This is a genomic window from Streptomyces sp. NPDC038707 (assembly GCF_040636485.1).
In the GTDB taxonomy this organism is placed as follows: domain Bacteria; phylum Actinomycetota; class Actinomycetes; order Streptomycetales; family Streptomycetaceae; genus Streptomyces.
The window spans coordinates 51,431-70,668 of sequence record NZ_JBEZUP010000002.1 but is presented as its reverse complement, the minus strand read 5'-3'; the positions used below and the strand labels follow the sequence as shown (position 1 = coordinate 70,668).

At 72.5% G+C, this 19,238-nt stretch carries 17 protein-coding genes and 3 tRNA genes; 11 read left to right on the top strand and 9 right to left on the bottom strand.

Translation table 11 applies throughout. The annotated features are described in order from the left end of the window. Window positions 1-8: 8 nt before the first annotated feature. The 4 genes from purD to AB0E62_RS02880 all read left to right on the top strand — a co-directional run bounded on the left by purD (window position 9) and on the right by AB0E62_RS02880 (window position 6,250). A complete protein-coding gene (gene purD / locus AB0E62_RS02895) occupies window positions 9-1,268 on the top strand; it encodes a phosphoribosylamine--glycine ligase (protein WP_362187109.1) in 1,260 nt (419 codons plus the stop codon). A 279-nt stretch (window positions 1,269-1,547) separates the two neighbouring features. Continuing rightward, window positions 1,548-3,491, top strand: a complete 1,944-nt coding sequence (locus tag AB0E62_RS02890) for a hypothetical protein (RefSeq protein ID WP_362187106.1) — start codon at window positions 1,548-1,550, stop codon at window positions 3,489-3,491. A 292-nt stretch (window positions 3,492-3,783) separates the two neighbouring features. Then, the gene (locus tag AB0E62_RS02885; RefSeq protein WP_362187103.1) at window positions 3,784-5,280 is read left to right on the top strand and encodes a N,N-dimethylformamidase beta subunit family domain-containing protein; all 1,497 of its coding nucleotides are present in this window, start codon (window positions 3,784-3,786) and stop codon (window positions 5,278-5,280) included. 70 nt (window positions 5,281-5,350) lie between these two features. Then, complete coding sequence (locus AB0E62_RS02880; protein WP_362187100.1) at window positions 5,351-6,250, top strand: phosphoribosylaminoimidazolesuccinocarboxamide synthase; 900 nt, start codon at window positions 5,351-5,353, stop codon at window positions 6,248-6,250. A 67-nt stretch (window positions 6,251-6,317) separates the two neighbouring features. Here the strand turns inward: AB0E62_RS02880 and AB0E62_RS02875 are convergent. The 8 genes from AB0E62_RS02875 to AB0E62_RS02840 form a co-directional block, all read right to left on the bottom strand. After that, window positions 6,318-6,393, bottom strand: a tRNA-Gly gene (locus AB0E62_RS02875). 23 nt (window positions 6,394-6,416) lie between these two features. Further along, window positions 6,417-7,031, bottom strand: a complete 615-nt coding sequence (locus AB0E62_RS02870) for a response regulator transcription factor (protein ID WP_362187097.1) — start codon at window positions 7,029-7,031, stop codon at window positions 6,417-6,419. Then, window positions 7,028-8,275 carry a histidine kinase gene (locus tag AB0E62_RS02865; protein WP_362187094.1) on the bottom strand — a complete coding sequence of 416 codons (1,248 nt, stop codon included), beginning with the start codon at window positions 8,273-8,275 and terminating at the stop codon, window positions 7,028-7,030. Before AB0E62_RS02865 ends, AB0E62_RS02870 begins: the two co-directional genes overlap by 4 nt. Before the next feature lie 16 nt (window positions 8,276-8,291). Further along, window positions 8,292-9,071 (bottom strand): ABC transporter permease, encoded by a 780-nt coding sequence (locus tag AB0E62_RS02860; RefSeq protein WP_362187091.1) that lies wholly within the window; start codon window positions 9,069-9,071, stop codon window positions 8,292-8,294. After that, complete coding sequence (locus tag AB0E62_RS02855) at window positions 9,068-10,012, bottom strand: ABC transporter ATP-binding protein (protein WP_362187088.1); 945 nt, start codon at window positions 10,010-10,012, stop codon at window positions 9,068-9,070. The genes AB0E62_RS02860 and AB0E62_RS02855 overlap by 4 nt, the downstream gene beginning before the upstream one ends. A 124-nt stretch (window positions 10,013-10,136) precedes the next feature. Continuing rightward, window positions 10,137-10,212 (bottom strand) — tRNA-Gly (locus tag AB0E62_RS02850). 80 nt (window positions 10,213-10,292) lie between these two features. Beyond that, window positions 10,293-10,364: transfer RNA gene (locus AB0E62_RS02845), tRNA-Gly, on the bottom strand. 165 nt (window positions 10,365-10,529) lie between these two features. Further along, window positions 10,530-10,847, bottom strand: coding sequence for an Lsr2 family protein (locus tag AB0E62_RS02840; RefSeq protein ID WP_030619653.1), 318 nt, complete (start codon window positions 10,845-10,847; stop codon window positions 10,530-10,532). A 311-nt stretch (window positions 10,848-11,158) separates the two neighbouring features. Between AB0E62_RS02840 and purS the strand changes: the two genes are divergently transcribed. The 3 genes from purS to purL are packed head-to-tail and all read left to right on the top strand — an operon-like array spanning window position 11,159 to window position 14,354. Then, window positions 11,159-11,422 carry a phosphoribosylformylglycinamidine synthase subunit PurS gene (purS, locus tag AB0E62_RS02835; RefSeq protein WP_014673609.1) on the top strand — a complete coding sequence of 88 codons (264 nt, stop codon included), beginning with the start codon at window positions 11,159-11,161 and terminating at the stop codon, window positions 11,420-11,422. Next, window positions 11,419-12,099 (top strand): phosphoribosylformylglycinamidine synthase subunit PurQ, encoded by a 681-nt coding sequence (gene purQ, locus AB0E62_RS02830; protein WP_362187084.1) that lies wholly within the window; start codon window positions 11,419-11,421, stop codon window positions 12,097-12,099. The genes purS and purQ overlap by 4 nt, the downstream gene beginning before the upstream one ends. Continuing rightward, window positions 12,096-14,354 (top strand): phosphoribosylformylglycinamidine synthase subunit PurL, encoded by a 2,259-nt coding sequence (purL, locus tag AB0E62_RS02825; RefSeq protein ID WP_362187081.1) that lies wholly within the window; start codon window positions 12,096-12,098, stop codon window positions 14,352-14,354. The genes purQ and purL overlap by 4 nt, the downstream gene beginning before the upstream one ends. Before the next feature lie 60 nt (window positions 14,355-14,414). Here purL and AB0E62_RS02820 read toward each other — a convergent pair whose 3' ends face one another. Next, complete coding sequence (locus AB0E62_RS02820) at window positions 14,415-14,999, bottom strand: Uma2 family endonuclease (RefSeq protein ID WP_362187079.1); 585 nt, start codon at window positions 14,997-14,999, stop codon at window positions 14,415-14,417. A gap of 112 nt (window positions 15,000-15,111) precedes the next feature. Here AB0E62_RS02820 and AB0E62_RS02815 point away from each other — a divergent pair, with 112 nt between their 5' ends. From AB0E62_RS02815 to purM, 4 genes are all read left to right on the top strand, one after another. Continuing rightward, on the top strand, window positions 15,112-15,909 hold the full coding sequence (locus AB0E62_RS02815; protein ID WP_362187076.1) for a sterol carrier family protein: 798 nt from the start codon (window positions 15,112-15,114) through the stop codon (window positions 15,907-15,909). Between the two features lie 119 nt (window positions 15,910-16,028). Then, complete coding sequence (locus tag AB0E62_RS02810; RefSeq protein ID WP_362187073.1) at window positions 16,029-16,394, top strand: META domain-containing protein; 366 nt, start codon at window positions 16,029-16,031, stop codon at window positions 16,392-16,394. A 203-nt stretch (window positions 16,395-16,597) separates the two neighbouring features. After that, on the top strand, window positions 16,598-18,127 hold the full coding sequence (gene purF / locus AB0E62_RS02805; protein WP_362187070.1) for an amidophosphoribosyltransferase: 1,530 nt from the start codon (window positions 16,598-16,600) through the stop codon (window positions 18,125-18,127). 35 nt (window positions 18,128-18,162) lie between these two features. After that, complete coding sequence (gene purM, locus AB0E62_RS02800; protein WP_362187067.1) at window positions 18,163-19,227, top strand: phosphoribosylformylglycinamidine cyclo-ligase; 1,065 nt, start codon at window positions 18,163-18,165, stop codon at window positions 19,225-19,227. The last annotated feature ends 11 nt before the right edge of the window (window positions 19,228-19,238 follow it).

Here is a 19,238-nt window from a genome sequence, read left to right as displayed (position 1 = left end):
TGACCCCCGTGAAGGTCCTTGTCATCGGCGGCGGCGCCCGCGAACACGCCCTGTGCCGCTCCCTGTCCCTCGACCCCGACGTCACCGCGCTGCACTGCGCCCCCGGCAACGCCGGCATCGCCGAGGTGGCCGAGCTGCACCCGGTCGACGCGCTCGACGGTGCCGCCGTGGCCGGACTGGCCACCCGTCTCGGTGCCGAGCTGGTCGTCGTCGGCCCGGAGGCCCCGCTGGTCGCCGGTGTGGCCGACGCCGTCCGCGCGGCCGGCATCCCGGTGTTCGGCCCCTCCGGGGAGGCCGCCCGGCTGGAGGGGTCCAAGGCCTTCGCCAAGGACGTCATGGCGGCGGCCGGGGTGCCGACCGCCCGCTCCTACGTCTGCACCGGCGAGGCGGAGGTCGCCGAGGCCCTGGACGCCTTCGGCGCCCCCTACGTCGTCAAGGACGACGGCCTCGCCGCCGGCAAGGGCGTGGTCGTCACCTCCGACCTCGAGGCCGCCAAGGCGCACGCCGCCGGCTGCGAGCGCGTGGTGATCGAGGAGTTCCTCGACGGCCCCGAGGTGTCCCTCTTCGCCGTCACCGACGGCGAGACCGTCGTACCGCTCCAGCCCGCCCAGGACTTCAAGCGCGCCCTGGACGGCGACGAGGGCCCCAACACCGGCGGCATGGGCGCGTACTCCCCGCTGCCGTGGGCCGACCCCAAGCTGGTCGACGAGGTGCTGGAGACCGTGCTCCAGCCGACGGTGGACGAGATGCGCCGCCGGGGCACGCCCTTCTCCGGGCTGCTGTACGCCGGCCTCGCGATCACCTCGCGCGGAGTCCGGGTCATCGAGTTCAACGCCCGCTTCGGCGACCCCGAGACCCAGGTCGTGCTGGCGCGCCTGAAGACCCCGCTGGCCGGGGTGCTGATGGCCGCCGCCACCGGGAACCTGGCCGACCTGGCGCCGCTGCGCTGGAGCGAGGACGCGGCGGTCACCGTCGTCGTCGCCTCGCACAACTACCCCGGCACCCCGCGCACCGGCGATGCGATCACCGGCCTGGACGCGGTGGCCGCCGAGGACGCCCCGCACGCGTACGTGCTGCACGCCGGCACGAAGCGGGAGGGCGACGCGGTCGTGAGCGCCGGCGGACGCGTGCTGTCCGTCACGGCCACCGGCAAGGACCTGACCGAGGCGCGCGAGCGGGCGTACCGGGCGGTGGGCCGGATCGGACTGGACGGCTCGCAGCACCGCACCGACATCGCGGCGAAGGTGGCACAGTCCGCGGGCGCCTGAGCCCATGGCCTTCTGACCTGCCCTCATGCCCTTCAGGCCCCGGATGCGTAATCCGGGGCCTGATCTTTGCTGTCTGTCACCCAGCTTTGACCAAAGCCATTCCATCGAGTGAGCGATCGGCTATCCGGCTGACGGGGGCCCGGGCCCCAACTAGGGTGCCGCGCAAGCGTTCCGGCACTTGGCCCACCGGCATTGCGATGTCAGTGGCGGGTGCCACAGTGGGGGAGTGAGCAACAGCAGGGCAGTACGCGAGCGGCAGGGAGGGGGCGAGGACGGCACGTGACCGGAACGGATGTGGAGGCGGGCGCGCGGGCCGCGCGCTCCCGGGCCCTCGCCGTGCTGCGGGTCCGGGGCCGGGCGCTGGCCGTGGCGCTGCTGCCCGCGGGTGCCGCGGTGATCCTGCTGACCGGTGCCTCCACCGGCCTCCTCGCCGGCCCGGGCTGGGACGTTGCCCGCTGGGCCGTGGGCGTCCTCGCGGTGCTGGTGCTGCTGGCCGCGGCCGCTGTCGGCCTGGTCGTGGCCCGGGCCCGCCCCGCCACCAGCCCCACGGTGCCGATCCCGGAAGAGTCCGCCCCGGATCTGTACCGGATGGTGCGCGACCTCGCCGACCGCCTGGACGTGCCGGCCCCGTCGGCCATAGCGCTCACCCCGGACTGCGACAGCTGGCTGGAGGACCGGGCGCACTCCGCGCACGGCCCGCCCCCGCGTCCGGCACCCGGCCGGCCGGCGGACCCGGCCCGCCCCCGGACGCCGACGCCGCCGGTCCTCGTCATCGGTTCGCCGTTCCTGTGGTGGATGCGGGTCGGCGAGCTGCGCGCGGTCCTCGCCCCGGTCATCGCGGGTACGGGCCCCTCGGCGCACCCGGACATAGCGGCCGCCCGCCGCTTCGTGCGCGGGCTGGACGCGGCCGTGGCCGTCGCCTCGGCGCCGGGCCGGGGCCTGCCGGCCCGCGGACTGTGCGCGGCCGTCGGCTGGGTGGCGCGGCTGCTGCTGCGCGGCTGCCGGGAGCACGCGGTCCAGATGGAGCGCGGGGTCGCGGCGGCGGCGGCCGAGCGCGCCCAGGCGGTCGACTACGGCCTGCGGATCGTCGCCCAGGAGCAGGTCGGGCTCGCCTACGCCGGCTGGGACCGGCTGCTGACCAGGGTCGCGCTGCCCGCCTGGCGCATGGGCCGCTGGCCGTCCCGGCTGGACGCGGGTGTGGTGGCGGCGCTCACCGAGCTGTCCCGCCGCGACCGGCTCGCCGAGGGGTTCGCCTCCCGGCTCGGTGAGCGGCCGGCCTGCGACCTGCTGGAGGAGCCCGGCGCGGTGGACGAGGCCGCGTCCCTGCTCGCCGCCCGGCTTTTCCACGGCGGCCCGGCGCTGCCGTGTTCCGACTGGGCGCCGGTGGACTGGCAGGCGTACCCGGAGGAGGTCGTGGACCGCACCTGGCGCGTCGACGCGGCCCGCCTGCACCGGGCCCTGGACGCGCTGGGCGTCCGCCCCGCCCGCCACCCCGGCACCTCCGACCAGGGCGGTCCCACCCTGGCCCGGGTCCTGGACCACCTCACCACCGGCAGCGGCGGAAGCGCGGCACCGGGCGCCCCCGCCGGGCCCCGGCCCCGGTCCGAGGACGCCCCGCGGTCAGCCGACGGCGAGTCCGCCGCACCGGCCGCTGCCGGAGCGGCCCCTGCGCCGGCCACCCCCGCCCACCCCGCCGGCGACGGGTACTCCTCCCCCGAGGGGCCACCCGTGTCCGGCGACGTCACCCGTGCAGGTGGTTCGGACGGGCACGAGGTGGACGCCGAGGGCGAGGCCGAGACGGAGCCCGGTACGCCCCGCAGCGCCGCCCTGGCCGCCCGCCTGACCGCCGAGCTGGCCCGCGAGGAGGCCCGCGCCCACACGGCCCGCAAAGGCGCCGCCGACGCCCCCCAGGGTCCCGGCGGCGTGGTGTGGGCCCCCGGCGACTACGGCCTGCCCCCCTTCCCGCTCCAGCCCCAGCGCACCGCCCGGGAACTCCTCGCCGACCACGTCACGGCGATGGTGTGCTGCGCGGCCGTCGACACCGCCGGCGCGGTCCCCGCGCTGGACTGGCTGGACGGCCCGTCCCTGCTGCTGGACGGCGAACGGGCCGCCGACCTGGCGCCCAAGGTGCTCACCCTGATCGAGGCCGGAGACCCCGGTCCGCTGCGCGACTGGCTGACCGCCTTCGGCATACGCCCGGAGAAGCCCGTACGGCTCGTGTGACCCCGCTGGGCCCGCCCGCGGCCCGTGCCGGGCGCCGCGGCCGCCGAGCCCGCGCCGGCGCCCGGTCCCGCGGGCCGCCGCGCTACCCCCGAAGGTCACTCCCGTAACGGAAAGGCGGTTTCCACTTCAGGTCAATTCGCAACGAGTAGTGACTGGCCCCGTGCGTAATGTGATGTGCTGGGACCGACCACGCCTTTGGCAAGGGCGCGCGACATACGACAGCGCGGCCGGACACGGCGGAGCACACCGCACAGCGAGCACTGAGCACGGGGGGATGAGGGAGGGGAGCGACATGGCCTCGGACCGCATTCGCCGCTGGGAGTCCGGTGCACTCGCGCATGGCGTCACGGATCCCTTCGGCCAGGGACCGGTGCCCTGGCTGCGCGGCAGTGAGCCGTACATCGACGACTTCGGCAAGGTGATGCCCTGGTACGTCGACGCCTGCCCGCAGGTGGCCGAGGGCTCCGGACGCCGCGCCTCGGCGCCGCGCACTGCCCTGGCCGGCCCGCGCTCCGCCGACGACGTGCACCGCCAGATCAAGGGCTTCACCTCCACCGGCGCCGTCGCGCCCGGCGAGGCGATCGACTTCCACATCACGGTCGACCCGCCGCAGGAGTTCGTCGTGGACATCTACCGCATCGGCCACTACGGCGGCGACGGCGCGGCGAAGATCACCACCAGCCCCCGCCTCTCCGGCATCGTCCAGCCCCCGCCGCTGACCGCCGACCGCACGGTCTCCTGCCACCACTGGTGGCTGTCCTGGCGCCTCCAGGTGCCCTCCTACTGGAGCATCGGCGCCTATGTGGCCGTCCTGACCACGCACGACGGCTACCGCTCCCACGTGCCCTTCACGGTCCGCGACAGCCACCCCGCCGATCTGCTCCTGCTGCTGCCCGACGTCACCTGGCAGGCGTACAACCTCTACCCGGAGGACGGCCACACCGGTGCCAGCCTCTACCACGCCTGGGACGAGGACGGCCGCCTCCTCGGCGAGGCCGACGCCGCCACCACCATCTCCTTCGACCGGCCGTACGCGGGCGCGGGCCTGCCCCTGCACGTCGGCCACGCCTACGACTTCATCCGCTGGGCCGAGCGCTACGGCTACGACCTCGCCTACGCCGACGCCCGCGACCTGCACGCCGGCCGGATCGACCCGACCCGCTACCGGGGCCTGGTCTTCCCGGGCCACGACGAGTACTGGTCGGGGCCGATGCGCCGGGCCGTCGAGGACGCCCGGGACCGGGGCACCTCGCTGGTCTTCCTCTCCGCCAACACCATGTACTGGCAGGTGGAGCTGGCGCCGTCCCCGTCCGGTGTCCCGGACCGGCTGCTGACCTGCCGCAAGCGCAAGGGCCCGGGCCGGCCGGTGCTGTGGCGCGAGATCGACCGGCCGGAACAGGAGCTGATCGGCATCCAGTACGCGGGCCGGGTGCCCGAGCCGTGCCCGCTGATCGTCCGCAACGGCGGCCACTGGCTGTGGGAGGCGACCGGCGCGCACGAGGGCGACGAGATCAAGGGCCTGGTCGCCGGCGAGGCGGATCGCTACTTCCCGCGCACCGCGCTGCCCGAGCACGACGAGCGCATCCTGCTCGCCCACTCCCCCTACCCCGACGCCGACGGCGTCCAGCGCCACCAGGAGACGTCCCTCTACCGCGCCCCCTCCGGCGCCTGGGTGTTCGCCTCCGGGACCTTCGCCTGGTCCCCGGCGCTGGACCGCCCCGGCCACGTGGACACCCGGATCCAGCGCGCCACGGCGAACCTGCTGGACCGCATCTGCAAACGCGACTGACCCCCGGGCGCGCCCGATCGGCCCCGTACGGGAGAATCGGGGGCATTGGACAGAGCCACGGGGAGGAACCGTGTCCGGATTCGTAGAAAAGCCCGAGCCGATCGAGGTCCCGGGCCTGGTGCACCTGCACACCGGAAAGGTGCGCGATCTGTACCAGAACGAGGCGGGCGACCTCGTGATGGTCGCCAGCGACCGCATGTCCGCCTACGACTGGGTCCTGCCCACCGAGATCCCCGACAAGGGCCGCGTGCTCACCCAGCTCTCCCTGTGGTGGTTCGACCAGCTCCGCGACCTCGCCGTGAACCATGTCATCGGCACCGAGGTGCCCGAGGGCGCCCCGGCCGACTGGGCGGGCCGGACGCTGGTGTGCAAGTCCCTGAAGATGGTCCCGGTGGAGTGCGTGGCCCGGGGCTATCTGACCGGCTCCGGCCTCGCCGAGTACCGGGAGTCCCGTACGGTCTGCGGCCTCGCCCTCCCCGAAGGCCTCGTCGACGGCTCCGAGCTGCCCGCCCCGATCTTCACCCCGGCCGCCAAGGCGGAGGTCGGCGAGCACGACGAGAACGTCTCCTACGAGGAGGTGGCCCGCCAGGTCGGCGCGGAGACCGCCGCCCAGCTGCGCCAGGCCACGCTCGCCGTGTACTCGCGGGCCCGGGACATCGCCCGGGATCGGGGGATCATCCTGGCCGACACCAAGTTCGAGTTCGGCTTCGACGGTGACACGCTCGTCCTCGCCGACGAGGTCCTCACCCCGGACTCCTCCCGCTTCTGGCCGGCCGACACCTGGCAGCCGGGCCGCGCCCAGCCGTCGTACGACAAGCAGTTCGTGCGGGACTGGCTGACCTCGCCGGCCTCCGGCTGGGACCGCCGGAGCGAGCAGCCCCCGCCGCCGCTGCCCGAGGAGGTCGTGGCCGCGACCCGGCAGAAGTACGTGGAGGCGTACGAGCGGCTGACCGGCACCAGTTGGTCGTAGCCCGCGTACCCCCGGCGAGAGCCGGGGGTACGGAAGAAGCCCCCGGCCGGAACCGGGGGCTTCTGCATGGAGCGGACGACGAGGCTCGAACTCGCGACCTCAACCTTGGCAAGGTTGCGCTCTACCAACTGAGCTACGTCCGCGTTGCGCCGTGGCGCGAGAGCAACTATACCCAACCTCGCTCGCGGGCGAGACGCACCGCCGTGTGACGGTTCTCGGCACCGAGCTTGGTGACGGCCGAGGAGAGGTAGTTCCGCACGGTCCCCGGCGACAGCCCGGCCCGCTCGGCGATCTCCGTGACCGGCGCCCCGTCGGCGGCCAGCTCCAGCACCTCCGCCTCGCGCGCGGTCAGCGGCGAGTCCCCGGCGGAGATCGCGTCGGCGGCCAACTCCGGATCCACGTAACGGTTTCCCGCGTGCACGGTGCGGATGATCTCGGCGAGCCGCTGGGCGCTGACCGTCTTCGGGACGAACCCGCGCACACCGGCCGCCAGCGCCCGTTTCAGATGCCCGGGGCGGCCGTGCCCGGTGACGATCAGCACCCGGCAGCCGGGCAGTTCGGTGCGCAGCGATGTGGCGACCTTCACACCGTCGGCACCCGGCATCTGCAGATCCAGGACGGCGACATCGGGTGCGTGGGCCCGGGCCATGGCCAGTGCCTCGGGTCCGCTCGCCGCCTCCGCGACGACCAGCAGGTCGTCCTCCAGGGACAGCAGCGCGGCCAGGGCGCCCCGGATCAGATGCTCGTCGTCCGCCAGCAACAGCCGTACCGGTGTGCTCACGAGGTGACTCCTCTCACAGTGGTCAGGGGTATGTCCGCGACCAGCCGGAACCGGTCCCCGCCGGAGCCGGTGCGGCCCGCCTCCAGGGTTCCGCCGACGGCGGCCAGCCGTTCCCGCAGCCCGGCCAGCCCCGAGCCGCCGCTCCCGCCGGCCGCCGCGGCTCCGTCGTTCTCCACCGTCAGTACCGCCCGCCCCTCGGACACCGTCAGCCCCACCTGACACCGGTTCGCGTCCCCGTGCCGCAGCACGTTGGTGGCCGCCTCGCGCACCACCCAGCCGAGCGCGGACCGCACCTCGGCGGGCAGTCCGCCGGTCTCCGCGCGGACCTCGCAGTCGATCCCGGCCGCTTCCAGCACGCCCTGGGCCCCCGCGAGTTCGGCGCCGAGGTCGGCCTCCCGGTAGCCGCGCACGACGGCCCGCACCTCCCGCTGGGTCTCCTGCGCGATGCGCTGCACCTCGATCATCTGCTCCACCGCCTCCGGCCGCCCGCGCCGGGCCAGCTGGACGGCCAGCTCGCTCTTGAGGGAGATCACCGACAGGTTCCGGCCCAGGACGTCGTGCAGGTCCCGGCCGAACCGCAGCCGCTCCTCGGCGACGGCGAGCCGGGCCTCCACCTCACGGGCGCGCTCCGCCTCCCACAGCACGGACAGGGTCCAGGAACCGCACCGGTAGGCGAGCAGCGCGAACACCGCCATGAAGGCGGTGACCGCGGCGGTGCCGACCAGTCCGGCGACGGACCGGTCGGCGATCCCCAGGGCGGCCACGAGCAGTGCCGCGAGCACCGCCGCGTTCCGCAGGTACACCCGTACCGGGACGGTGACGCCGTAGAGCATCCCGAACGGCAGCAGGGTGGCGCCGAGCGCCAGCCGGATCGTTCCCCGGTCGGCTCCGCGTACGGCGGCGAGGGCCACGACCGTCGCCAGGGCGAGGCCCAGCAGGACGGCCGGGACGCGGTGGGCGCCGGCCGGCAGCCGGGCGCGCCCCAGATAGTGGTCGAGGGCGGGCCGGGTGAGCCGGTTGGCGGCGACGCACTGCAGGGCGGCGACGAGGAGCAGCGGGACGCCGACGAGGAGCGTCGCGGGCCGGCCGTGGACGAGCTGGGCGGTCAGCGGCAGCACCAGCCAGCTCAGGCTGAAGAACCAGGTGGTGACGTACCAGGTGACGACCGTGTACAGCTCCACCCGGTCCGCCTTCGCGCGCTCCCGCCAGTGCCGCTGCTGCCACCGCCGTATCGGCCCCACCACGTGCGTCCCCCGTTCCTCAGCGCCGGGGCTCCCACCGGAACCACCGCTGTACCGCGACCACCGCCACCACGGTCCAGGCCAGCGCGGTCGCGAGCGCGCCCAGTGCCTCGTAGGCGCTCAACTGGCCGGTCCAGCCGCCCCGGACGAGCCGGATGGCGGGGGACAGCGGGAGCAGCTCGCAGACGGAGGCGAGCGGTTCCGGCATGACCTCGGTGGGGACCATGATCCCTGAGCCGATCATCGAACCGAACACCATGGGCAGCGCGGTGACCTGACCGCTCTCCACGGTCCGGGTGACGGACGCGGTGAGCGCGGCCAGCGCGGCGCTCAGCACCAGCCCGGCCACCAGCCCCAGCACGGTCAGGTACGGCGCCTCGGGGGCCCCGGTGCCGAGCAGGGCCGCGCACCCGGCGCACAGCACCAGTGCCTGGGCGAAGCCCACGGTCATGGTGGGCAGGGCGGTTCCGGCGAGGATCTCCGTGTCGGACAGCTCGCCGGTGCGCAGCCGCTTCAGGACCAGTTCCTCGCGGCGGGCCACGTAGGCGTTGACGAGCGCGCTGTAGACGGCGAAGAGGAACGAGAAGCCGATCCCGGCGGTGAGCATGGCCGCCCCGACGCTGATGCCCTGCTTCTCCAGGTCCACGTGGTCCAGGGCCGGCCGCACGCTGAACGGCAGCAGGAGCGGCACCACGAGCGCGGTGACGACGACCCCGCGGTTGCGGCCGAGCAGGGTCAGCTCGGCCCGGGCCAGTGCCCGCAGCCGGCGCACGGAGGGCGCGGTGAGGACCGTGCTCATGCGGCCGCCACCTCCTCCCGCTCCCGGGCGATCCCGAGGAAGGCCTCCTCCAGCGAGGCCGAGCGCACGTCCAGCGCGCGCAGTTCGACACCGGCCCGCTCGGCCCAGGTCAGGACGGCGGTGGCGGTCCGCTGGAGTTCGCGGGTGCGCAGCAGGACGGTCCGGCCGTCGTACTCGTGGTCCAGGACGCCGAGGGCGGCGAGCGGCGGCAGGTCGCCGGGGAGGAAGCCCGGGGGCAGTTCGAAGGACATCCGGGAGGGGCGGCCGGCGGTGACCTCGGCCGGTGTGCCGGAGGCGGCGATCCGGCCCTCGTGCAGGATGGCGAGCCGGTCGGCCAGGTCCTCGGCCTCCTCCAGGTAGTGCGTGGTGAGCAGCACGGTGGTGCCCTGGTCGCGCAGTGCGCGCACCAGCTCCCAGGTGTCCCGGCGGCCTTCGGCGTCCAGGCCGCTGGTCGGCTCGTCGAGGAACAGCACCTCCGGGTCGCCGAGCAGGGCGAGCGCGAGGTCGAGGCGCCGGCGCTCCCCGCCGGACAGCTGCTTGACCCGTACGCCGTGCTTGTCCGCGAGCCCCACCCGTTCCAGCACCTCGGCCTCCGGCCGGGCTCCGGTGGTGCAGCCGGCCCACATCCGGGCGGTCTCCGCGACGGTCAGCTCGGCGGGGAAGCCGCCCTCCTGGAGCATCACGCCGGTGCGGGGCCGTACGGCGGCCCGCTCGCGAAAGGGGTCGTGGCCGAGCACCCGGACCCGGCCGCCGGCCGGTGCGGCCAGCCCCTCCAGCAGTTCGACCGTCGACGTCTTCCCGGCGCCGTTGGTGCCCAGCAGGGCGAAGATCTCCCCGCGCTCCACGGCGAAGGTGATTCCGCGTACGGCCTCGAACCCGCCCCCGTAGACACGCCTGAGGTCGGTGACCTCGATCACGTGCTCGTGTCCGTCGATGTTCATGACACCAGCGTCCCGGTGGCGCGCGCCCGTCGGCAGTGCGCGATGTCATCGCCGCGCATGACAAATGTCAGCACCGTGCCGGAGCACGAAAAGACCCCGGTCCAACGGACCGGGGTCTTCTGCATGGAGCGGACGACGAGGCTCGAACTCGCGACCTCAACCTTGGCAAGGTTGCGCTCTACCAACTGAGCTACGTCCGCACTGCTCCCGATCGGCTCTCACCGACCGGTGCGAGCACCAGCCTACCTGATCCACCAGAGTGGTCATGTCGGCGGTGCAGAGCGGGTGACAGGAATTGCACACTGCGCCTTCCCCCTGGAAGGGGGATGTTCTGCTACTGAACTACACCCGCGTGTCCTCGGGATCCGGCCTGTCGGCCTCGCCCCTCGGCGTGTCCCAGACATTAGCCGATCAGCGGGGGGGTAGCGCAAGTCGGCTCCCTCCCGGGCCCGTCATGTCCCAAGTGCACGGTTCTCAGGGCCCCCTGACGGGCCCTGAGAACCGCCCCTTCGCGGGCTCACTGCGCGGCGGTGAACGCCTCGTAGACCTTCTTCGGGATGCGTCCCCGGGCCGGGACGTCCATCTTGTTGGCCTGGGCCCAGGCGCGGACGGCCGCCGGGTCGGGGGCGACCTCCGTCTGCTTGTACGCCTTGCCGGACCGCGACCGCTTGCGGCCGGCCTCGACGTACGGCGCGAGCGCCTTGCGCAGTTTCTTGGCGTTGGTTTCGTTCAGGTCGATCTCGTACGACTTGCCGTCGAGTCCGAAGGCGATCGTTTCCGCCGCTTCCGAGCCGTCGATGTCGTCAAAGAGAGTGACCACGACCTTTTGCGCCACGAATATCGGTCCCTTCGTGCGGCACGTCGTTACAGCTCAACGCCGATGACGTGCCGAGTATCGGCTATTGCCAATTCATTTGTACAGTGCCCGGCAATGAAATGTGAAGCCCGACTAAATCCGTCCGCGTGTCCGGGCGCAATAGGGGCGGGCGGGCGGACTGTGGAACTTTCCCAGAACTTTTCGCGGGCACGCGGCTTCGACACCCGATCGTGATGCGCCTCACGTACTTTCCTCCAACTCTACCCGCGTAGAAATTTTGTGCGGGTAGTCTGAAGGAACCTGCTCAGCACCACACACCGGGAGTGCCAGTGGCACGCGTCGTAGTCGACGTCATGCTCAAGCCGGAGATCCTCGACCCCCAGGGCCAGGCGGTCCAGCGTGCGCTGCCCCGCCTGGGATTCGAAGGGATCTCGGACGTACGTCAGGGAAAGCGTTTCGAACTGGAAGTTGACGGGCCGGTCGACGAGGCCGCCCTCGCCCGCATCCGCGATCTTGCGGAATCCTTCCTCGCCAACACCGTGATCGAGGACTTCACGGTCCGGGTCGACGAAGTCGCGGAGGCGGCCAAGTGACCGCTCGTATTGGCGTCGTCACTTTCCCGGGCAGCCTGGACGACCGGGACACCCAGCGCGCGATCCGCCTCGCGGGCGCCGAGCCGGTCGCCCTGTGGCACAAGGACAAGGACCTCAAGCAGGTCGACGCCGTGGTCCTGCCCGGCGGCTTCTCCTACGGCGACTATCTGCGGGCCGGCGCCATCTCACGGTTCTCGCCGGTGATGGACTCCGTGATCGAGCAGGCGAAGGCCGGGCTGCCGGTCCTCGGCATCTGCAACGGCTTCCAGATCCTCACCGAGGCCCACCTCCTCCCGGGCGGCATGCTCGGCAACGACCACCTCCACTTCATCTGCCGCGACCAGAAGCTGCGGGTGGAGAACGCGGAGACGGCCTGGACCGGCGACTACCGCGCCGGGCAGGAGATCCACATCCCGCTGAAGAACATGGACGGCCGGTACGTCGCCGACGCGTACACGCTCGACAAGCTGGAGGCGGAGGGCCGCGTCGTCTTCCGTTACCTGGACTTCAATCCGAACGGCTCGCTGCGGGACATCGCCGGCATCACCAACGAGGCCGGGAACGTCGTCGGCCTCATGCCGCACCCCGAGCACGCCGTCGAGCCGCTGATCGGTACCGGCCGTACCGACGGGCTCCCGTTCTTCACCTCGATCCTCAAGAAGCTGGTCAACGCATGAGCCGGACGCCTCTGGACACGGTCGAGCACGCGGCCGCGACCCCCGACGTCGAGCTGCCCTGGGCCGAACTCGGCCTGAAGAAGGACGAGTACGAGCGGGTGGTGGAGATCCTCGGCCGCCGCCCGACCGGCGCCGAACTCGCCATGTACTCGGTCATGTGGTCCGAGCACTGCTCGTACAAGTCCTCCAAGGTCCACCTGCGCCAGTTCGGCGAGAAGGCGCCCCAGTCGGACGCGCTGCTCGTCGGCATCGGCGAGAACGCCGGCGTGGTCGACGTCGGCCAGGGCTACGCCGTGACCTTCAAGGTCGAGTCGCACAACCACCCGTCGTACGTCGAGCCCTACCAGGGCGCGGCCACCGGTGTCGGCGGCATCGTCCGCGACATCATCGCGATGGGCGCCCGCCCGGTCGCGGTCGTGGACCCGCTGCGCTTCGGCGCCGCCGACCACCCCGACACCAAGCGCGTCCTGCCGGGCGTGGTCGCGGGCATCGGCGGCTACGGCAACTGCCTGGGCCTGCCCAACATCGGCGGCGAGGTCGTCTTCGACGCCTGCTACCAGGGCAACCCGCTGGTCAACGCCGGTGCCATCGGTGTGATGCGGCACGAGGACATCCACCTCGCCAAGGCGTCCGGCGCGGGCAACAAGGTCATCCTCTACGGCGCCCGGACCGGCGGCGACGGCATCGGCGGCGCCTCCATCCTGGCCTCCGAGACCTTCGACGACGCCAAGCCCTCCAAGCGTCCCGCCGTCCAGGTCGGCGACCCCTTCCAGGAGAAGCTCCTCATCGAGTGCACCCTGGAGGCGTTCAGGGAGAAGCTGGTCGTCGGCATCCAGGACCTCGGCGCGGCCGGCCTGTCCTGCGCGACGAGCGAGCTGGCGTCCAACGGCTCCGGCGGCATGCGCGTGACGCTGGACGACGTGCCGCTGCGCGACTCGACCCTGTCTCCTGAGGAGATCCTCATGAGCGAGTCGCAGGAACGCATGTGCGCGGTCGTGGAGCCGGACAAGGTCGACCGCTTCCTTCAGATCTGCGAGAAGTGGGACGTCATCGCCACCGTCATCGGCGAGGTGACCGACGGCGACCGGCTGGAGATCTTCTGGCACGGCGAGAAGATCGTGGACGTCGACCCGCGCACGGTCGCGCACGACGGCCCGGTCTACGAGCGCCCGTACGCCCGTCCCGGCTGGCAGGACGCCCTCCAGGCGGACGACGCGAACAAGCTGCCCCGCCCGGAGACGGCCGAGGAGCTGAAGGACCAGGTCCTGAAGCTGGTGGCGTCGCCGAACCAGGCGTCGAAGAAGTGGGTCACGCAGCAGTACGACCACTTCGTGCAGGGCAACACCGTGCTGGCCCAGCCGGAGGACTCCGGCATGATCCGCATCGACGAGGAGACCGGCCTCGGCGTCGCGATCGCGACGGACGGCAACGGCCGGTACGCCAAGCTCGACCCGTACACGGGCGCGCAGCTGGCCCTCGCCGAGGCCTACCGGAACGTGGCCACCACGGGCGCCAGGCCGCTGGCCGTCTCGGACTGCCTGAACTTCGGCTCGCCCGAGGACCCGGCGGTGATGTGGCAGTTCGCGGAGGCGGTACGCGGCCTCGCCGACGGCTGCCGGCAGCTCGGCACGCCCGTGACCGGCGGCAACGTCTCGCTCTACAACCAGACCGGCGAGGCGGCGATCCACCCGACCCCGGTCGTGGCCGTCCTCGGCGTGATCGACGACGTGGCCCGCCGCACCCCGGTCGCCTTCCAGGAGGAGGGCCAGCTGATCTACCTCCTCGGCGACACCCGCGAGGAGTTCGGCGGCTCGGCCTGGTCCCAGGTGGTCCACGACCACCTCGGCGGGCTGCCCCCGGCGGTGGACCTGGAGCGGGAGCGGCTGCTGGCCGAGATCCTGATCTCCGCCTCCCGCGACGGCATGATCGACTCCGCGCACGACCTGTCCGACGGCGGTCTGATCCAGGCGGTCGTGGAGTCCGCGCTGCTCGGCGGCATCGGCGCCCGCCTGGTCGTCCCGGACGGCCTGGACGCCTTCACCTTCCTCCTGTCCGAGTCGGCCGGCCGCGCCCTCGTCGCCGTTCCGCGCTCGGAGGAGGTCCGCTTCACCGACATGTGCGGCGCCCGCGGCCTGCCGGCCACCCGCATCGGCGTGGTGGACGGAGACACGGTGGAGATCCAGGGCGAGTTCTCCCTCACCCTGGACGAACTCCGCGGGGCCCACGAGGAGACGATCCCGGCGCTGCTGGCGTAAGCGCCCGCATGCCGGAAGGGTCCCGCCCGGACGAGCATGTCCGGGCGGGGCCCTTCCGGCTCAGCGCACGTAGTTCTTGAGGAGCTCCGTGTCCAGCTCGATGCCCATCGGGCCGGGCAGGGCCACCTTCTCGCCGAACTTCGCGGTGTGGACGTCGCGGTACCCGCCGATCCGCCGGTCCGGCCCGCTGTGCACGGTGAGCGTGCAGGAGTCCCGGTCGATCAGGAGGTAGAGCGGGATTCCCGCCTGGCCGTACGCCGTCGGCTTCTCCTGCCGGTCCCGCCGGTCGGTGTCCGGGTCGTACGAGGTGACCTCGACGACCATGAGCACACCGGCAGGGTCGGCCCACTCGCCGTGCCCCGCGAAGTGGGCCTCGGGGGCGAGCACCGCGTCCGGCTTCGCCCTGCCCTCGCGGTATGCGTCGACTCGGAGTCCACGGCCCTGATACAGATCGAGGTCGGGCCTTGTCTGCATACAGCGCCGGGCCAGCCAGGTCACGATGGTGTCGTGGTCTCCGTCGGCCACCTTCTTGACTCCGATCCGTCCGTTGATGAACTCCAACGTGACGGTCTCGGGAGCGGTGGAGGCGATCGCTTCGAACTCCTGCACCGACATCTGAGACGTGCGCTCGGCCATAACGGTCATGTTGCACCCCCTTCCAGGCGCAGGCCAGTGTTGTCCGGTCCCGGCGTCGCCGAGCCGGGTTCCGACGTCGGCCACCCGCACGAGTGATCGAGGTCCGCATAGGCTCGGTCTCATGCCAACAGCCAAGAAGCGTCCCCGTAGTTACGACCCCGGCAGGACCCGGGCCGCCGTGCTCGCCCAGTTCGGCAACGTACGGGAGGCCGTGCGCGGGCTGGACGAGGAGCGGCTCGGGCTGCCCACCCGGCTCGGGGAGTGGACCGTGCGGGAGCTGGTCGCGCACATCGGCATGGCCGTCACCGCCGTGCACCGGGCCGCCGCCCGGCCGGCGCCGGCGAAGCGGGACGTGCAGGTGGTCGACTGGGCCTTCGCCACGTCCGCCAACTCCGCCGCCATCGACGCCTTCACGCGCGGGCTCGCCGCGGAGCACGCCGACCTCGGCGCCTACCTCGCCGAGGCCGAGGACGGCCTGCGCGCCCTGCTGGCCGAGTACCCGGACGGCCGGCTGCTGGAGACCAACGTGGGTGCCATGCCGCTGGACGACTACCTCGTCACCCGCACCGTGGAACTCGTCGTCCACACCGACGACCTGAACGCCGCCGTCCCGGGCCTCGACGTGCCGTACGACCGGCAGGCCCTGGCCGCCGCCACCCGGCTGCTCGCCGACGCGCTGGCCGTCAAGGCGCCCGGCGGCTCCACCGAGGTGCGCGTGCCGCCGTACGCCGTCGTGCAGTGCGTGGAGGGTCCCCGGCACACGCGCGGCACCCCGCCCAACGTGGTGGAGACCGACCCGCTGACCTGGATCCGGCTCGCCACCGGCCGGCTGTCCTGGGCGGACGCCGTGGCCGGGGCGCGGGTCGGCGCCAGCGGGGAGCGGGCCGACCTCGGCGGGCTGCTGCCGCTGCTGGGATAGCGGAACCGGCGGCCGCCCGGCGACGTCGAAACCGTATGGAACGGTACAAGCGGTGGCTCGGTGCGGCGGCGGTTCCGCTGGTGGTGGCCTGCGCGGCCGGGAAGGCGGACAGTGGGGCCATGGACGGGAGCGAACCGGTGACCGGGGTGGAGTGGCGGGTCGAACGGGTCGCCGTCGGCGGTGAGAGCCTGGCCGCGCCCGCCGCCGGTTCCCCGAGCCTGCGGATCGGCGCGGACGGCAGCGCGTCCGGCAACCTCGGCTGCAACCGGTTCAGCGCCCGCGTCGGCGTGCACGGGGACCGGATCGCCTTCGGGGCGCTGCGCACCACCAAGATGGCCTGTGACCCCGTCCGGATGACCTTCGAGCGCGCGCTCGCCCGGGCGCTCGACGGGCAGACCCTCACCGGCACGGCCGAGCACGGCAGGCTCACGCTCACCACCGGTCACGGTGACCGCGTCCACCTCACCCGGGACGCTCCCGAATGATGTGCGACACCTCACTCATCGCGGCGGCGAAATCGTTCGTAATCGCCTGACCGTGGCCGGGTCCGGGAGCGGAGCTGTCGCCAGGGCACATCACCTGACCTGCGTAAACGCGAAAACCACCAAGGTGATCGGGGTGCCCGGTCCGGCCGAGGCCACGTGTCCCCAATTCGGACCAGTGGACGACCTCGCCTACACTCGGTGGCGTGCCACGTGGTGACGGTCGACTCAATCACGATCTGCTTCCCGGCGAAAAGGGCCCCCAGGACGCTTGCGGCGTCTTCGGCGTCTGGGCTCCGGGTGAAGAGGTCGCAAAGCTCACGTACTTCGGGCTCTACGCCCTCCAGCACCGGGGTCAGGAATCCGCGGGAATCGCGGTCAGCAACGGCTCCCAGATCCTCGTCTTCAAGGACATGGGCCTGGTCTCCCAGGTCTTCGACGAAACCTCGCTCGGTTCGCTCCAGGGTCACATCGCGGTCGGACACGCCCGCTACTCGACCACCGGCGCCTCCGTGTGGGAGAACGCCCAGCCGACGTTCCGTGCCACCGCGCACGGCTCGATCGCGCTCGGCCACAACGGCAACCTGGTCAACACGGCGCAGCTCGCCGAGATGGTCGCCGCCCTGCCCAACGACAACAACAGCCGCTCCGCCCGGGTCGCGGCCACCAACGACACCGACCTGCTGACGGCCCTGCTGGCCGCCCAGGTCGACGAGGACGGCAAGCCGCTGACCATCGAGGAGGCCGCCCATGCGGTCCTCCCGAAGGTGCGGGGCGCCTTCTCGCTCGTCTTCATGGACGAGCACACCCTCTACGCCGCCCGTGACCCGCAGGGCATCCGCCCGCTGGTCCTCGGCCGCCTGGAGCGCGGCTGGGTGGTCGCCTCCGAGACCGCCGCCCTGGACATCACCGGCGCCAGCTTCGTGCGCGAGATCGAGCCCGGCGAGTTCATCGCCGTGGACGAGAACGGCCTGCGCAGCTCGCGATTCGCGGAAGCGAAGCCCAAGGGCTGTGTCTTCGAGTACGTGTACCTGGCCCGCCCGGACACCGACATCGCCGGCCGCAACGTGTACCTCTCCCGGGTGGAGATGGGCCGCCGGCTGGCCAAGGAGGCCCCGGTCGAGGCCGATCTGGTCATAGCGACCCCGGAGTCCGGCACCCCGGCCGCCATCGGCTACGCGGAGGCCTCCGGCATCCCCTTCGGCGCCGGCCTGGTCAAGAACGCCTACGTCGGCCGGACCTTCATCCAGCCCTCGCAGACCATCCGCCAGCTGGGCATCCGGCTGAAGCTGAACCCGCTCAAGGAAGTCATCAAGGGCAAGCGCCTGGTCGTCGTCGACGACTCGATCGTGCGCGGCAACACCCAGCGCGCCCTGGTCCGCATGCTCCGCGAGGCGGGCGCCGCCGAGGTCCACATCCGGATCTCCTCGCCGCCCGTGAAGTGGCCCTGCTTCTTCGGCATCGACTTCGCCACCCGCGCGGAGCTGATCGCCAACGGCATGAGCATCGAGGAGATCGGCACCAGCCTCGGCGCCGACTCCCTGGCCTACATCTCCCTCGACGGCATGATCGAGGCCACCACGATCGCCAAGCCGAACCTGTGCCGTGCCTGCTTCGACGGCGAGTACCCGATGGAGCTGCCGGACCCCGAGCTGCTCGGCAAGCAGCTGCTGGAGACCGAGCTGGCCGCCGGTCCCGCCGCCACGGCCGCGTCCGACGCGATCCGCCGCCCGTAACACCCCCGCAGTACGACACGAAAGCTCTCACAGCCATGTCTGAGACAACCGGTGCCAGCTACGCAGCGGCGGGCGTCGACATCGAGGCGGGCGACCGCGCCGTCGAGCTCATGAAGGAGTGGGTGAAGAAGACCCGCCGCCCCGAGGTGCTGGGCGGCCTCGGCGGCTTCGCCGGACTCTTCGACGCCTCCGCCCTCAAGCGCTACGAACGCCCCCTGCTCGCCTCCGCCACGGACGGCGTCGGCACGAAGGTCGACATCGCCCGCCGCATGGGCGTCTACGACACCATCGGCCACGACCTGGTCGCCATGGTCATGGACGACATCGTGGTGTGCGGTGCCGAGCCGCTGTTCATGACCGACTACATCTGCGTCGGCAAGGTCCACCCCGAGCGGGTCGCGGCCATCGTCAAGGGCATCGCGGAGGGCTGTGTGCTGGCCGGCTGCGCCCTGGTGGGCGGTGAGACGGCCGAACACCCGGGCCTGCTGGGCGAGGACGACTTCGACGTCGCCGGGGCCGGTACGGGCGTCGTGGAGGCCGACCGGCTGCTGGGCGCCGAACGCATCCGCACGGGTGACACCGTGATCGCCATGGCGTCCTCCGGTCTTCACTCGAACGGGTACTCCCTGGTCCGCCACGTCCTGCTGGACCGCGCCGGGCTGTCCCTGGAGTCGGAGATCGCGGAGCTGGGCCGCAGCCTCGGCGAGGAGCTGCTGGAGCCCACGAAGATCTACTCGCTGGACTGCCTGGCCCTGACCCGCACGGCCGAGGTGCACGCGTTCAGCCACATCACCGGCGGCGGGCTCGCGGCGAACCTGGCCCGGGTGATCCCGGACGGTCTGCACGCGGTGGTCGACCGCTCCACCTGGACCCCGGGCGCGATCTTCGACCTGGTCGGGAAGACCGGCAGCGTCGAGCGCCTGGAGCTGGAGAAGACCCTCAACATGGGCGTCGGCATGATGGCGATCGTGCCGCCGGAGTCGGCCGAGGTGGCCCTCGCGACGCTCGCCGACCGGGGCGTCGACGCCTGGGTGGCCGGCGAGATCACCGAGCGCGGCGAGCAGACCACGGGCGCCGAGCTGATCGGTGACTACGCGTAGGACCGGCCCGC

Bases quoted from the DNA above. Each gene is read 5' to 3' on its own strand.
- AB0E62_RS02860 (WP_362187091.1), bottom strand. From the start codon at position 9,071: ATGAGCACGGTCCTCACCGCGCCCTCCGTGCGCCGGCTGCGGGCACTG.
- purM (WP_362187067.1), top strand. From the start codon at position 18,163: ATGTCTGAGACAACCGGTGCCAGCTACGCAGCGGCGGGCGTCGACATC.
- purL (WP_362187081.1), top strand. From the start codon at position 12,096: ATGAGCCGGACGCCTCTGGACACGGTCGAGCACGCGGCCGCGACCCCC.
- AB0E62_RS02820 (WP_362187079.1), bottom strand. From the start codon at position 14,999: ATGACCGTTATGGCCGAGCGCACGTCTCAGATGTCGGTGCAGGAGTTC.
- AB0E62_RS02885 (WP_362187103.1), top strand. From the start codon at position 3,784: ATGGCCTCGGACCGCATTCGCCGCTGGGAGTCCGGTGCACTCGCGCAT.
- AB0E62_RS02855 (WP_362187088.1), bottom strand. From the start codon at position 10,012: ATGAACATCGACGGACACGAGCACGTGATCGAGGTCACCGACCTCAGG.
- AB0E62_RS02810 (WP_362187073.1), top strand. From the start codon at position 16,029: ATGGACGGGAGCGAACCGGTGACCGGGGTGGAGTGGCGGGTCGAACGG.
- AB0E62_RS02815 (WP_362187076.1), top strand. From the start codon at position 15,112: ATGCCAACAGCCAAGAAGCGTCCCCGTAGTTACGACCCCGGCAGGACC.